The sequence below is a fragment of the Canibacter zhuwentaonis genome (assembly GCF_018531145.1).
Taxonomy (GTDB): domain Bacteria; phylum Actinomycetota; class Actinomycetes; order Actinomycetales; family Microbacteriaceae; genus Canibacter; species Canibacter zhuwentaonis.
Map to the genome: position 1 here is coordinate 15560 of NZ_JAHDSZ010000002.1, position 13944 is coordinate 29503.

Below are 13944 nucleotides of genomic sequence, written 5' to 3' on the forward strand. Positions count from 1 at the left end.
CTCACTGAGATTTTAGGAGATAAAAATGCCTAGACCAACTAAGGGGGCACGCCTTGGTGGTGGACCAACACATGAGCGTTTAATGCTCAACCAGCTGGCCTCACAGCTTTTTGAGCACAAGCGGATCAAAACAACTGAGACCAAAGCAAAGCGCTTGCGTCCCGTTGCCGAGCGTCTTGTGACCTTCGCGAAGCGCGGCGACCTGCACTCACGCCGTCGCGTAATGCGTCAGATTCTTGACAAATCAGTTGTGCATGAACTGTTCACAGATATTGCTCCGCTTGTTGCAGAGCGTGAGGGTGGCTACACACGCATTATTAAAACAACTCCTCGCAAGGGCGATAACGCTCCCATGGCGATTATCGAGCTAGTGCTTGAGCCGGTTGCTAAAAAGGGTGCTGTTAAAGCCGCTCCTACTGCAACAGAGGCTGCTGTTGAAAGCGCTGACGAAACTGTGGCTGAAGGGGCTGTAGCAGCTGAAGAGGTTGCTGAGACCACAGCGGAAACAACTGCTGCGGCAACCGAGGTTGCCGCAGCAAGCGCGGATACGGAAGTAGAAACCGTAGCAGAAGTTAAATAAGCTATTTTGATTAAAGATCAGCTTCTGGTTCATAGCTGAAATAGCGCCGAGTGTTTTCAGTCGGCGCTATTTTTATGTGCGCTAAGAGCTTTAGAAGCGTGCGGTTTGGTGCTCTGTACGTTTTGGTCGGCTGTTCGTTTACCTGCGTGATCCTTTGTGGCAGTGGCTTTACAGGTTTGTAGTTTAACACTCTGAAAGTGGGGCTGACGTTTTAATATTGTAGCTCCGTGTTGCACGAGATTATCGGGCAGTTACTGCTCGAGCAAGTCGAACTGCGGCAGAATCTTACTGCGCTGCTCTGTTAGCTCGAGCAGATATGGGATTTTGGAGTTTTGCGGTTGTTCTGCGTGGCTGTTTAGGCGCTGCAGAGCATCCGCTACCGTCTTTGCATAAATTTCAGCTCCGGCAGGTTCCGGGTGAATTTCGTCGTCGGCGAGCTTTTCAAGGTGCGCGGCTATTGCCGCGTTCCAGTCTGCAAGGGTGACTCCGCGTCGCACCTGCGCAAAGTGCGCCAGTATCTGATTGTTCTCTGCAATCCATGACCTGTTAGCATACCCGGTCACAACAACCATTTTGTGGCTGGTGCTAAACTCTGCGAGCCTGGTCAAATCTTCCGTTCTGATCGGGCCGTTCGTGGCCAGCGCCACGATCATATACTCGCGCAGCTCGCCGTTAGCGCGCAACTGTTCAAAAATGTCTATTCCGGTGCCAAAATGCCTGGAAACTGCCGCATCCACGGAAATATTGGGCAGCGCGGCTGTGAGCTCACCGGCTGACGCAAGCATAACAGAGTCGCCAACCGCACTCACCTTGTCACCGGTGATGGCGTGCGCTGTCGCGTTTTCTGTTGTGTGGGGGTGTTGTGCTGGATTGCCGGGCGGGCTATCCGGGGTGTCCGACTGCTTACCGGGGTCGCGAGGCTGCGCTGAGCGCTGCTGTTCTAATGCCTGCACGCCGCGCTCGATTGCGATTTGTGCTCTGCTGGCGCGCGGTTGCTGCGCCAGCGCAAACCCCGTGCCTGTTAGCGAAAGCAGCATCGCGCTCGTGATGCAGAACGCCAGCGCGCGGATCCGCGAAGGAGCCTGTGGTGACAGCGCAGCAGCCAGTTTTCTGAGTGAGTTTATAAATCCGCCCTGCCTGATCGGTTGCTCAATATAGCGGTACGAAAAAGTGGCCGCAACAAACGTTAACGGCAGCGTAACAAGGGGCACCAGCAAGGCGCGCCAATCGGGCGAGAGTTGCTCAAAAGCGGCGCTTGTAATTAGTAGGAGCGGCCAGTGCCAGAGATAGATGCCGTACGATTTTTGCCCGATTTCTTTGAGCGGACCGCTGTCGAGAAGCTTGCCCGGTAGCGACCTGTAGCCTGTGACACACGTGATAATGCCGATGGTTGCGAATGTCGCCAGCAGAATACCACCCTGGAAACTCTCAGCCGAGCCCTCCTGCAGAATTAGAAACATTATCAACAGCGCGATTAGACCTGAGCAGGTGCCCAGCATATAAACGATTTGCCGATACCAGCTCGGGGCTTTGTGACTGCCCGGTTTGCGATGCAGCGCGAGCGCCAGGGAAGCGCCCAGTAGCAGCCCAGAGCTGTGCGAGTCTGATCCAAAATAAATGCGGCTTGCGGAGACCCCGGCCGCGCTCATCGATGTCATCGCGAGCACCGAAGCGCCTCCGCACAGCAGAAAAACCGCCAGCCGTGCGTTATTGTTTGGCGCTCGTTTTAAGAGCAGCAGGAGCAACGGCAGCAGCAAATAAAACTGTTCTTCCACGCCCAGCGACCAGGTGTTGCGGAAAAGCTCGGGGGCGTCCTGCGTGAAGTAGTTGCTGCCCTTGATAATGTAGAACCAGTTTGCGGCAAAAAGTGCGCTGGAGAGCAGCTGCCCGCGCAGATTCAGGAGAATATCGCCTCCCAGAAGCCCTGCCAGCGATGCTGAGACCGCGAGCGTTACCGCGAGCGCTGGGAGCAGTCGCCGCGCGCGGCGCTTCCAGAACCCCGGCAGGTTAATACGACCCGTGAGCGAATACTCGCGCAGCAGCAGTGACGTGATCAAAAACCCTGATACGCAGAAGAAAATATCCACTCCCAGAAAGCCACCGGGGAGCGCCTTGGGGAAGAAATGGTAGATAACAACCGCGATTACCGCGATTGCGCGTAGCCCGGTGAGACCCGGGAAAGGCGCATAACCTAGCGGGTTTCTGGCTTGTGTGGCGGATCGCGGATGAGTTTTCATACCAGTACAACTTTAGTAGTTGTTACTGTGTTTCGTCTTTAGCCCGGTCGGATTGTGTTGCCCCGCGCGTTATAGTGTGATAGAGTGTCTAATTGGCGCATTTTTTGTGCCCCCGAATGTGAGCCCTCCGTTGCCACCGACGTAACACGAAGTGGCTGGAGTGGGATCCACGAACATCTCCATCTCGACAGAAAGCAGCACTTAAGTGACTCGCACATATACACCTAAAGCAGCTGATCAGCAGCACGACTGGCTCGTTATTGACGCAGCAGGCGTGGTACTCGGTCGTCTTGCGTCACACGCCGCAGCTCTTTTGCGCGGTAAGCATAAAACAACCTTTGCTCCGCATATGGACATGGGTGATTACGTAATTATCATTAACGCTGATAAAGTTGTTCTTACCAACGGTAAAGCGGCTAAAAAAATGGCGTACCGCCACTCGGGTTATCCGGGCGGCTTGCGAGCTGTAAGCTACACCGAGCTTTTGGCTGAACGCCCTGAGCGCGCTGTTGAAAAAGCCGTTCGAGGAATGTTGCCAAAGAACTCACTCGGTCGTGACCAGTTTCGCAAGCTTAAAGTTTATGCGGGATCTGAGCATCCACACGCTGCGCAGCAGCCAACCGAGTACACCATCGACCAGGTAGCGCAGTAGCTGACGGCTGCGAGAGTAAAGGAACATCGTGATTGAAGAGCAGACTGTAGCAACCGAAAGCTACACATCAGAAACCCTAGCGAGCAGCAGCTCAACCGCTGCAGTAAGTGACCGTCCTGCGCTAAGTGTGCCGGGTGCGGCTGTTGGGCGTCGTAAGCAAGCTGTGGCGCGTGTGCGCCTTGTGCCTGGTAACGGTGAAATTAAAGTTAACGGTCGTGAGTTTGTGGATTACTTCCCAAACAAACTGCACCAGCAGCTAATTACCGATCCGTTCACAGTGCTTGAGCTTGGAGGCTCATACGACGTAATCGCGCGCATTGTCGGCGGTGGTCCGTCAGGTCAGGCTGGCGCGCTTCGTCTCGCTATTGCGCGTGCGCTAAATGAGATTGACGCAGAGCACAATCGCCCAACCCTTAAAAAGGCTGGCTTTTTGAGCCGTGACGCACGTATTAAAGAGCGTAAGAAGGCGGGTCTTAAGAAAGCTCGTAAAGCTCCGCAGTACTCAAAGCGTTAATCTCTTACGACGAGTATTTTATTATGGCGCGGCTGTTCGGAACAGACGGTGTAAGAGGTCTTGCGGGGGTAGATATTACCGCCGATCTGGCTCTTAACCTCTCCCGAGCAGCCGCGTTTGTTTTGGGCGATAGCGCACGCGCGCAGGGTAGGCACGCCACCGCTGTAATTGCGCGGGATTCGCGTGTTTCCGGGGATTTTATTGGTGCGGCGGTTGCTGCCGGGCTTGCCAGCGCGGGCGTGCACGTGCTTGACGCAGGCGTTGTGCCAACCCCCGCCGCCGCTTATCTGGTGGCCGATCTGCGAGCTGATTTTGGGGTTATGATTTCAGCATCGCACAACCCCGCAGCAGATAACGGCATTAAATTTTTTGCGGTCGGTGGTGAAAAACTTTCTGATGAGCTGCAAAACAGAATAGAAGCCGCGATGGATCAGGAACATCTGCCCGTTACAGGGCGCGATGTTGGTAACATCAGCGTACTTGCTGATGCGGAGGAACGTTACACGCAGCACCTGCTGAGCACCCTGCACGGGCAGAGTCTAAAGGGACTGCGGATCGTGCTCGACTGCGCCCACGGCGCAGCCTCTCAGGTTTCGCCCGCGGTGTTTGCGCAGGCCGGGGCAGAGGTTGTTGTTATTGGCAACAGCCCGGATGGATTTAATATTAACGACGGTGTCGGTTCAACGCACCTTGCGCAGCTGCAGCAAAAAGTTGTTGCAACCGGCGCTGATTTGGGCATTGCGCACGACGGTGACGCCGATAGATGTCTGGCAATTGACGGTGCCGGGCGAGTTGTTGACGGCGATAAAATTATGGCGATTCTGGCCGTTGCTATGAACGAGCGCGGCGAGCTTGCTAAAAACACGCTTGCAACAACGGTGATGAGCAACCTCGGTTTGAAACTTGCTATGCAGCGCAACGGGATTGAGCTTGTGCAAACTGCGGTTGGCGACAGGTATGTTTTGCAGGCGCTCGCTGAGGGGGGCTACACTCTAGGCGGTGAGCAGTCGGGGCACGTTGTGATGAGCGAGTATGCGACAACCGGCGATGGCGTGCTCACGGGATTGCACCTGGCGGCAGAGGTTGTGCGCAGCGGCAAGTCGCTGGGGGAGCTTGCCGATGCGAGCATGACAGTGTATCCGCAGATCCTTGTGAACGTGAGCGGAGTGGATTGCGCAAAAGTTGCCAGCGACGAGCAGCTAGCCCGCGCTGTTGCGGAGGCGGAGGCTGAACTCGCAGGAAAAGGCAGGGTGCTGTTGCGCCCGAGTGGCACCGAGCCGTGTGTGCGCGTGATGGTTGAGGCAGCCACGGCTGAAAAGGCAGAAACTATCGCGAATCAGTTGGCAGAGGTTGTGAAAACGCGGCTGGCTGTTTAGCGGCGCTAAGCTTTGCAAGCGGATCGCTCTTGTGCAGCAGGTTTTTGCGCGCTGTGAGCAGTGTCTGTTCGCAGTGGACGCGTGGTGGTCTGTTATTGCTTACTGTCACAGTTTACGTAACAGGATTTTTTGCACGCTGTGATCCGTGTCTTTGCGCAGAATCAACGATGCTCTGCCGCGGGTTGGCTTAATATTCTGCTCGAGATTCGGGGCGTTTATTGTGTTCCAGTAGTATTTTGCCGTGGTAATAGCGTCCGCTTCACTTATCTGCGCGAGCGGGCGGAAAAAGGACTGTGGATCCTGAAAAGCGCTCGCCCGCAGGCGCAAAAAGCGCTTTAGATACCAGGTTTTAATGTCTTTGGTGCGCGCGTCAACGTAGATTGAAAAGTCGAAAAGATCACTTAGCGCGAGCGGGTTTTTTTTCGACGATGGCGGCTGCAGCACGTTAATGCCCTCAATAATGAGAATGTCGGGGCGGTTTACAAGGGTGAATTTATCGGGCACAACATCGTAGACAAGGTGCGAATACACCGGAGCTTTTACCTCGGGCATCCCCGCTTTGACGCGGGCCACAAAGCGCAGCAGTGAGCGTCGGTCGTACGATTCGGGGAAGCCCTTGCGATCGAGCAGACCGCGCCGCTTGAGCTGGGCGTTAGAGTATAAAAACCCGTCGGTCGTTACCAGCGCAACGCGCGGAGTCTCGCTCCAGCGCGAGAGCAGCTCGCGCAACACCCTGGCAACGGTTGATTTGCCAACGGCAACCGACCCGGCAATTCCAATCACAAAGGGCGACTTGGGTGCGTTTTTGTGCTGTAAGAAGTTGCGCGTGCGGCGGTGCATTTCAGCGGCAGATATTGCATACTGATTGAGCAGCCGGCTGAGTGGCAGATAAACCTCCGCGATTTCCTGCAGATTAAGCTTTTCACCGTAGCTGCTGAGTGCTGCGAGCTCGTGAGCCTGCAGCGGTGAGGCCAGATCCGCCGCCAAACTCGCCCATTGTGTGCGCGGAATATCGTTGAAAAGACTGGGCAGTTCAGCGTTCGACCTGACAGCTGTTGCAGCGTCGTAAGTTGCGTTGTTACGTGGTTTTTCAGACATCATAACTATCTTGCCAGTAAAATGGCATTTATGTGTGGAATTGTTGGTTATGTAGGATCGGGTGATACCGCAGGCGTGCTGTTGAGCGGTCTGGCTCGATTAGAGTACCGGGGGTATGATTCGGCGGGAATCGCGATCATTAATGATACCGGGGAGTCTTGCCTGCGTAAAAGCTCTGGCAAACTTGCGCAGCTGCGGAAGCTGCTTGAAAGCTCGCCTGCGATAGCCGGAAGCACCGGGATCGGGCACACTCGCTGGGCAACTCACGGCGGTCCAACCGATGAGAACGCGCACCCGCACTACAGCGAAGACGGCAGCGTTGTGCTAATTCACAACGGTATTATCGAGAACTTTGCGCAGCTGCGTGACGAGCTGGCCGATGTAAAACTGCAGAGCGAAACTGACACCGAGGTTGTTGCGGTGTTGCTGGGGCGCGAGCTTGCGATCGTGGGAGATCTGGAAACAGCTTTTAGAAACGTTGTAAAACGGCTTAAGGGCACGTTTACCCTGTTGGCAGCTGCGGTTAGCGAGCCGGGCAAAATTGTTAGTGCTAGGCATCATTCACCGCTTGTTATCGGGCTTGGTGAGGGTGAAAGTTTCCTGGGCTCAGATGTTGCGGCGTTTGTTGAGCATACGAGGCGTGCTGTTGCGGTTGCAGACGATCGCATCGTGGTTATTACGGCCGACGGCGTGACGGTCACAGATTTTGATGGCAACCTAGCAGAGGTGAGCGAGTACGAGATTGCGTGGGATCCTGCTGCGGCGGATAAGGGCGGCTGGCCGTCCTTTATGGCGAAGGAAATCAGTGAGCAGCCGGCGGCGGTGGCGGATACGATCCGCGGTCGCGTTAATGACGGTGTTGTCGATATTCCAGAGCTCGCAGCTCTTGGTGACGAGTATTTGCAGCGCGTTAACAGGATTGTTATTTTGGCGTGTGGCACCGCAGCTTACGCGGGAATGATCGGGCGGTACGCGATTGAAGAGTGGGCGCGCGTGCCAGTTGAGGTGGAGCTGAGTCACGAGTTTAGGTATCGCAATCCAATTTTTGACGCTAACACGCTGGTGATTTCTGTGAGCCAGTCGGGCGAGACCATGGACACGTTGATGGCGGTTAATTTTGCGCGTGAGCAGGGTTTGAAGACGATTTCTGTGTGCAATACGCAAAGTGCCACGATTCCGCGCGAGTCGGACGCGGCGATTTACACGTATGCAGGTCCGGAGGTTGCGGTTGCCTCGACCAAGGCGTTTTTGAGCCAGATTGTTGCGCTGCAGCTGTTAGGTTTGCACCTGGCGAGGGTGCGCGGTGCGCTGACAACAGAAGCGCACCGGGAGACTGTTGCAGAGCTGCAGACCATCCCTGACAAGGTGGCCGAGGTTGTTGCCGTGCACAAGCAGGTTAAAGAGCTTGCGCACTGGATGGCGAACACCAACTCGGTGTTGTTTTTGGGGCGTCACGTTGGCTTCCCGACCGCGCTTGAGGGCGCGCTGAAGCTCAAAGAGATTGCGTACATTCACGCCGAGGGTTTTGCCGCTGGCGAGTTGAAACACGGTCCGATTGCGTTAATTGATCACGGTCAGCCGGTGTTTGTGCTGGTGCCAAGCCCGCGTACGAACTCTGTTATGCACTCGAAAGTTGTTTCTAACATTCAAGAGATCAGGGCGCGTGGGGCGCGGATTATCGCGATTGTTGAAACGGGTGATACTGCGGTGCTGCCGTTTGCTGATGATGTGATCCGCGTGCCGTTAACGGATGTGCTGTTCGAGCCGCTGTTGCAGGTGGTTCCGATGCAGTGGTTTGCGCTTGAGCTGTCAACGGTTAAAGGGCTTGACGTAGATCAGCCGCGCAATCTAGCGAAATCTGTCACGGTCGAGTAACAGCTTGTGATTTACGGAATTGGCTGTGACACTGTAGATGTAGACCGTTTTGTGACTAAAATCACGACTAATCAGCGGCTTTTGCAGCGTCTTTTCACGGGGCGCGAGCAGGATTTGCCAGTACGCTCGCTCGCGGCACGCTTTGCTGCAAAAGAGGCACTTGTGAAAGCGCTTGGAGGATCAAATTTTGCTGTGCCCGTGGGGGGTGTCGGTGATGAACACGAATTGAGTCTGAGCTGGCAGGACATCGAGATTTTACCGGCGAACGGCACCAAACCTGAGTTTAGCGCCACTCCGCGGTTGCTAGAGGTTTTTACAGACCTCGGTGTGACTCGCGCACATCTTTCGCTCAGTCATGACGGTGGGCACGCCGTTGCCGTTGTTGTTGCAGAGGCATTGCCAAACAACAGCGCCAGCGATATTTGCTGCATGCACGCGCATCCGCCAACGCCGAAGGCCGTACTGTGAGCTGCGACAATTACAGGAATTCGGACCGACCGGGCTTGGCTATGCGATCCGCTGAAATTTCCGTAACCGCGATTGCCCACAATGTGCGGCGTGTGCGGCAGATCACTAACTCGCAAGTGATCGCGGTAGTGAAGGCCAACGCGTACGGGCACGGGCTTCAGATCGCCGCGCGGGCAGCGCTCGCCGGCGGCGCGGCGATGCTGGGTGTTGCAGATATTGCGGAGGCGCTGGCACTGCGGCAGGCGGGAATTGCGGCTGATGTTGCTTCGATTCTGTGTTGGTTGCACGCTGCCGATCAGGATTTTACCGAGGCTGTGCAGCAGCGGATCGAACTCGGCGTGAGCGGCGCGTGGCAGCTAGAAAAAATAGCGGATGCGGTGCGGCGAGTGCGAGGCAGTGCGAGCGCTGAGGTGGTCGCACGCGCGCGGGTGCAGCTGAAAATCAACACCGGACTGAGCCGCAACGGAGCTGATGAGCGCGAGCTGCGCGAGTTTTTTGAGCTGGCAGCGCGGCTTGAGCGCGCTGGAATTCTGACCGTCACCGGCATTTTCAGTCACTTGGCAAACGCCGGAGAGCGTGCCGATAACGAGCAGGCTGCACGCTTCGACAGCGCGATTGAGCTGGCAGCTGCGGCCGGGCTAAACCCTAAAATGCAGCATTTGGCAGCTTCAGCGGCGAGCCTGGGCGGCAACAGCGCGCTCAGATACAACACCGTCCGGGTGGGGCTTGCCGTCTACGGGCTGAGCCCCTTTGCTAGCTGTAGCTCGCAAGATCTGGGGCTGCGCCCCGCGCTGCGACTAAAAGCGCAGATTGTCGCGCTGCGGCGCGTGCCAGCGGGCACCGGAGTGTCGTATGGGCACAACTATGTCGCGCCGCGCGATACTGTGCTGGGACTGGTTCCGGTAGGATACGCGGACGGTATGCCGCGGGCGCTCAACAACGCCAACGCGGAGGTCCTGATCGCGGGCGCAAGACGCCCGATTGTCGGACGCATAGGCATGGATCAGTGTATTATCGACCTGGGGCTCGAGCTGGGCGAACGAGTGCACCTTGGCGATGAAGTTGTGCTGTTTGGCGACCCGGCGCGGGGCGAGCCTGCGGTGGAAGAGTGGGCTAAGTGCCTTGAAACCATTAACTACGAAATAATCGTGGGGCTCGGCGCGCGTATTTCACGGGTGCGTGTGGCAGCGGATCTGTAACGCCCGCGCAGTGATCGTATAGATTGTGACCGTTGTTAAATATGTGATAGAATATTTTAGGCTTTGGGCCTTTAGCTCAGTTGGTAGAGCATCGGACTTTTAATCCGCGGGTCGCGAGTTCGAGCCTCGCAGGGCCCACCGGTTCAGTGTGGTTGTCATTTTACGGCAGCCACACTTTTCATATACAGCGCGGGTTTTGTGCGTGGCGGCGCTTGCACGGCTGCTGTACCGTCCGCGCTCCCGCCAGGCAGCCTTTTTAAACAGTGGGTGCGACAGCTTTGCGTTCGTGCCGCTTGATTTTGTTGATCACAAAAATCGTAACCGGCGAGATAATTATTTCAACAATCGATTTGAAAACAAAACCAACGAACAGATACTGCAGGAAGACCTGGAAAGTATTGATGCCGATAGCAGTTGCTGCGATTGCGCAGAAAGTCAGCGTGTCCAGGAACTCGCCGAGCAGGGTTGAGAGCGCGATGCGTCCGAAAAGTTTTTTCTCACCGTTGCGGTTTTTTAGCTTCACCATCAACCAAGCGTTGCTGAGTTGCCCGATAACAAAAGCGAGCAGCGAGGCTGCAACAATAATGGGCACCACGCCGAGCGTGCGCGCGAGTGCTTCCTGCCCGTCATACCAGGGAGCCGGTGGCAGCGTGATAATCATCCAGTAGCAGAGGGCGGTGAAAATACTGAGCGCAAAAGTTGTTATAACGGCCAGGCGGCTCGCCTTGAACCCGTAAACCTCGCTGAGCACGTCGCCAACTATGTATGCCAGCGGGAACAAGAAGAATCCGCCGTCAAGGGGGATTTCCCAGATCGTAACGCCCTTTGAAGCGCCGATATTAGACAGAATTAGTGTCACGACCATAACGGCCACCAGAACGGTGTAAACGCGTGACCTGGTGGGAGCAAAAAAAGGTTTTGAAGCTATTGGGGCAGACATGAGATTCCTTGTAGTACAACAGTTACAAGCACGGCGGGTTGCCTCTGCGGCATCGCCAACACTCGCTGCCCCAAGTGGTGCTGATAACAATAATAGCGAAAAAATTTTGAGCCTTACAACCGGGGCAGGCGTGTTTCCCGCGCTTGCGGATAATCACTATTTAAGTGCGTCGCCTGGGGCTACGACCGATGAATTTCGATCCGTTATTTAGGCGCGCTGCCCTCGCCTGTGGATAATTATTTATGCCCTGCTATTTAAGATATAATATTTAGCTTGAAGAAGGGGAGCTCTCCGGTGCTAGCTGGTCACTGCCGGGCTGCGCGATTTGCGCGCGTTTGGCGGCGAAACTATCGGGAAGAGACCTGTTGCGCACACAAGAAGGAGCTCTGTTGGAATCTGTAGTGCCGCAGTGGTTTGAAATCGGTTCGATCGCACTGCTCGTGATTGTTTTATTGGCGGATCTGCTGCTGATTATCCGCAAACCGCACGTGCCGAGTATGCGTGAAGCCTCCCTCTGGGTTGGGTTTTATGTGCTGTTGGCGTTGCTCTTTGCGGGCGCGCTGTTTTTGATGGTGGATGCGCAGCACGGCTCTGAGTTTTTGGCGGGCTGGCTTACCGAGTACAGTCTTTCAATTGATAATCTGTTTGTTTTTGTGCTGATTTTGATCGCGTTCAAAGTACCGCAGCAGTATGTGCAGCGTGCGCTGCTGATCGGTATTGTGCTGGCGCTGGTTTTCCGCGGTATCTTTATTCTTGCGGGCGCGGCGCTAATTGAGCATTTCAGTTGGATTTTCTATATTTTCGGCGCCTGGCTTATTTACACCGCGATTCAGCAGGCGCGCGGCGGTGACGATGAGCAGCCGCGCGAGGGCTGGGCGGTGCGCGTGATTAAAAAAGCGCTGCCTTTCACTGACGAGTTTCACGGCGGAAAACTCAGCGTCAAAAAAGATGGGAAACGTTATTTTACGCCGTTTCTGCTTGCGCTTTTGGCGCTCGGCTCAACTGATGTGCTGTTTGCGCTCGACTCAATTCCCGCGATTTTCGGTATCACGCAGAGCCCGTTTATTGTGTTTACGGCAAACGTGTTTGCGCTTATGGGGCTACGCCAGCTGTACTTCCTGCTGGGCGGGCTGCTCGAAAAACTCGAGTATCTGCACTACGGTATCGCGGCGATTCTAGGTTATATCGGCATTAAACTTGTTTTGCACGCGGCAAATCACAACGAGCTGAGCTTTATTAACGGCGGAGAGCCGATCACGGTTATTCCGGCGCCGAATACGTGGTTTTCGCTGAGCGTGATCGTGGTGTGCATGGTTGTTGCAACCGTAGCGAGTCTAATAAAAATGCGCAGAGACGAGTGAGTGTTAGAAGGCTAAGCACCCCGCCCAGGGAGTTTTGGGTGACCCGCGCGTGTTGAGATGTCCTTTGTGTTTTAACCAATCCCGCGCGTTTTGCACGGCGGATATAGTTACTTTCTAACTACCCGTTCCGCTGCCTCCCGTAGTCACATTTTTCGCAACTTGAGGTAGTAAAATCTAAATGAAATGTGAGCGTAGCCCAAATGCCGCGCGCAATAATGGCTCGCAGATTTTAGACACGGTAGGAGCGTAACGGCATGAGCGAAACACAGGATAAAGGTCTGGCAGCGGATGCGCGCAGCGCCGGTGCGCGAGTTGGGCTAACCTCTGATCAGATTATCATTAACGGCGGTCGCCCGTTACGGGGGCGGATAGAGGTGCGCGGTGCCAAAAACCTCGCCACCAAAGCTATGGTGGCGGCTCTTTTGGGGCAGACAACCAGTGTTTTGCGCAACGTGCCGAATATTTCTGATGTGCGTGTTGTTGCCGGGCTTTTGGCGCTGCACGGGGTTGTTATCAGCAAGGGTGACGATGACGAGTGGATTCTCAATCCCGAAAACGTGGAGCGCGCTCATATGGCAGATATTGACGCACACGCAGGGTCTTCGCGAATCCCGATTCTGTTCTGCGGTCCGCTTTTGCACCGGCTCGGTGAGGCGTTTATTCCCGATTTGGGTGGTTGTCGCATAGGCGATCGCCCAATCGATTTTCACTTGAACGCGCTACGCAAATTTGGTGCGCAGGTTGCAAAACTCAGCAACGGCATTAGCCTCACAGCGCCTAACGGCTTAAAGGGCGCAAATATTGAGCTGCCTTATCCTTCTGTTGGCGCAACAGAGCAGGTGCTTTTAACTGCGGTTTTGGCGGACGGGCAAACAGAGCTGCGTAATGCGGCTATTGAGCCGGAAATTGTGGATCTAATTTGTGTGCTGCAAAAAATGGGCGCGATTATCACGATGGAGCCCAACCGCGTAATTTTTATTGAGGGTGTGAAATCGCTGCGGGGCTATAACCATCGGGCTATTTTTGACCGTAACGAGGTTGCAAGCTGGGCATCCGCTGCCCTTGCCACAAACGGAGATATTTTTGTTGTTGGTGCGAAACAGGAAGAAATGATGACGTTTCTTAACATTTATCGCAAGGTCGGGGGCGATTTTGCGATAGAAGATGACGGCATTAGGTTCTGGCGCGGCGCTAAAAAACTAACCCCGGTTGTTGTTGAAACGGATGTGCACCCAGGCTTTATGACGGACTGGCAACAGCCGCTTGTGGTTGCGCTAACCATGGCGGAGGGGGTCTCAAAGATCCACGAAACGGTCTACGAAAACCGCTTTGGCTTTACTGATGCGCTTAACAAAATGGGCGCAAAAATTGAGGTGTATAAAGACGGTCTTGACGATGGCACGCGGCGAGTTAAACGGCGCGAGTTTGAGCAGGCGGCAGTGATATCCGGGCCGACTAAGCTGACAGGCGCAAACATTGAGGTGCCAGATTTGCGCGGTGGTTTTAGCCACCTGATTGCGGCGCTAACCGCCACAGGGCAGAGCGAGGTGTCAAATATTGGCATTATTTCGCGCGGCTACGAGAACTTTATTGAGAAGCTGAAAACGCTCGGCGCTGACTTTATTTACGAGGGGTAGGGTGCGA

General features: G+C 55.1%; 12 protein-coding genes and 1 tRNA gene. 10 read left to right on the forward strand and 3 right to left on the reverse strand.

Annotation, left to right across the window (positions count from 1 at the left end; genetic code table 11):
* Positions 1–25: 25 nt before the first annotated feature.
* Positions 26–580, forward strand: coding sequence for a 50S ribosomal protein L17 (gene rplQ, locus KJY78_RS02280; RefSeq protein ID WP_214336965.1), 555 nt, complete (start codon positions 26–28; stop codon positions 578–580).
* Positions 581–831: 251 nt separating this feature from the next.
* On the opposite strand, the gene KJY78_RS02285 is transcribed toward rplQ, so the two are convergent.
* Positions 832–2817 carry an acyltransferase family protein gene (locus tag KJY78_RS02285; protein WP_214336967.1) on the reverse strand — a complete coding sequence of 662 codons (1986 nt, stop codon included), beginning with the start codon at positions 2815–2817 and terminating at the stop codon, positions 832–834.
* A 205-nt stretch (positions 2818–3022) separates the two neighbouring features.
* On the opposite strand from KJY78_RS02285, the gene rplM reads away from it, so the two are divergent.
* The 3 genes from rplM to glmM are packed head-to-tail and all read left to right on the forward strand — an operon-like array spanning position 3023 to position 5359.
* On the forward strand, positions 3023–3469 hold the full coding sequence (gene rplM, locus KJY78_RS02290) for a 50S ribosomal protein L13 (RefSeq protein WP_214336968.1): 447 nt from the start codon (positions 3023–3025) through the stop codon (positions 3467–3469).
* A 28-nt stretch (positions 3470–3497) separates the two neighbouring features.
* Positions 3498–3983 carry a 30S ribosomal protein S9 gene (gene rpsI / locus KJY78_RS02295; protein ID WP_214336969.1) on the forward strand — a complete coding sequence of 162 codons (486 nt, stop codon included), beginning with the start codon at positions 3498–3500 and terminating at the stop codon, positions 3981–3983.
* A gap of 23 nt (positions 3984–4006) precedes the next feature.
* Positions 4007–5359: a phosphoglucosamine mutase gene (gene glmM / locus KJY78_RS02300; RefSeq protein WP_214336970.1), complete on the forward strand. Its 1353-nt coding sequence runs from the start codon at positions 4007–4009 to the stop codon at positions 5357–5359.
* Positions 5360–5464: 105 nt separating this feature from the next.
* Here glmM and coaA read toward each other — a convergent pair whose 3' ends face one another.
* Positions 5465–6457: a type I pantothenate kinase gene (gene coaA, locus KJY78_RS02305; protein WP_214337108.1), complete on the reverse strand. Its 993-nt coding sequence runs from the start codon at positions 6455–6457 to the stop codon at positions 5465–5467.
* Between the two features lie 30 nt (positions 6458–6487).
* Between coaA and glmS the strand changes: the two genes are divergently transcribed.
* From glmS to KJY78_RS02325, 4 genes are all read left to right on the forward strand, one after another.
* Positions 6488–8332, forward strand: coding sequence for a glutamine--fructose-6-phosphate transaminase (isomerizing) (glmS, locus tag KJY78_RS02310; RefSeq protein ID WP_214337109.1), 1845 nt, complete (start codon positions 6488–6490; stop codon positions 8330–8332).
* A gap of 6 nt (positions 8333–8338) precedes the next feature.
* Positions 8339–8800 (forward strand): holo-ACP synthase, encoded by a 462-nt coding sequence (locus KJY78_RS02315; protein ID WP_214336971.1) that lies wholly within the window; start codon positions 8339–8341, stop codon positions 8798–8800.
* Between the two features lie 41 nt (positions 8801–8841).
* On the forward strand, positions 8842–9999 hold the full coding sequence (gene alr / locus KJY78_RS02320) for an alanine racemase (RefSeq protein WP_214336972.1): 1158 nt from the start codon (positions 8842–8844) through the stop codon (positions 9997–9999).
* 65 nt (positions 10000–10064) lie between these two features.
* A tRNA-Lys gene (locus KJY78_RS02325) sits at positions 10065–10137 on the forward strand.
* Between the two features lie 118 nt (positions 10138–10255).
* Here KJY78_RS02325 and KJY78_RS02330 read toward each other — a convergent pair.
* Entirely contained in the window at positions 10256–10939 is a 684-nt protein-coding gene (locus tag KJY78_RS02330; RefSeq protein ID WP_214336974.1) for a queuosine precursor transporter, read from the reverse strand.
* Between the two features lie 389 nt (positions 10940–11328).
* Here KJY78_RS02330 and KJY78_RS02335 point away from each other — a divergent pair, with 389 nt between their 5' ends.
* Positions 11329–12300 carry a TerC/Alx family metal homeostasis membrane protein gene (locus KJY78_RS02335; protein ID WP_214336976.1) on the forward strand — a complete coding sequence of 324 codons (972 nt, stop codon included), beginning with the start codon at positions 11329–11331 and terminating at the stop codon, positions 12298–12300.
* A 254-nt stretch (positions 12301–12554) separates the two neighbouring features.
* The gene (murA, locus tag KJY78_RS02340) at positions 12555–13937 is read left to right on the forward strand and encodes a UDP-N-acetylglucosamine 1-carboxyvinyltransferase (protein ID WP_214336977.1); all 1383 of its coding nucleotides are present in this window, start codon (positions 12555–12557) and stop codon (positions 13935–13937) included.
* Positions 13938–13944: the final 7 nt, after the last annotated feature.

Coding starts and splice junctions, on each gene's coding strand:
- rplQ (WP_214336965.1), top strand. CDS start 26: ATGCCTAGACCAACTAAGGGGGCACGCCTTGGTGGTGGACCAACACAT.
- KJY78_RS02285 (WP_214336967.1), bottom strand. CDS start 2,817: ATGAAAACTCATCCGCGATCCGCCACACAAGCCAGAAACCCGCTAGGT.
- glmM (WP_214336970.1), top strand. CDS start 4,007: ATGGCGCGGCTGTTCGGAACAGACGGTGTAAGAGGTCTTGCGGGGGTA.
- coaA (WP_214337108.1), bottom strand. CDS start 6,457: ATGTCTGAAAAACCACGTAACAACGCAACTTACGACGCTGCAACAGCT.
- glmS (WP_214337109.1), top strand. CDS start 6,488: ATGTGTGGAATTGTTGGTTATGTAGGATCGGGTGATACCGCAGGCGTG.
- alr (WP_214336972.1), top strand. CDS start 8,842: ATGCGATCCGCTGAAATTTCCGTAACCGCGATTGCCCACAATGTGCGG.
- KJY78_RS02330 (WP_214336974.1), bottom strand. CDS start 10,939: ATGTCTGCCCCAATAGCTTCAAAACCTTTTTTTGCTCCCACCAGGTCA.
- murA (WP_214336977.1), top strand. CDS start 12,555: ATGAGCGAAACACAGGATAAAGGTCTGGCAGCGGATGCGCGCAGCGCC.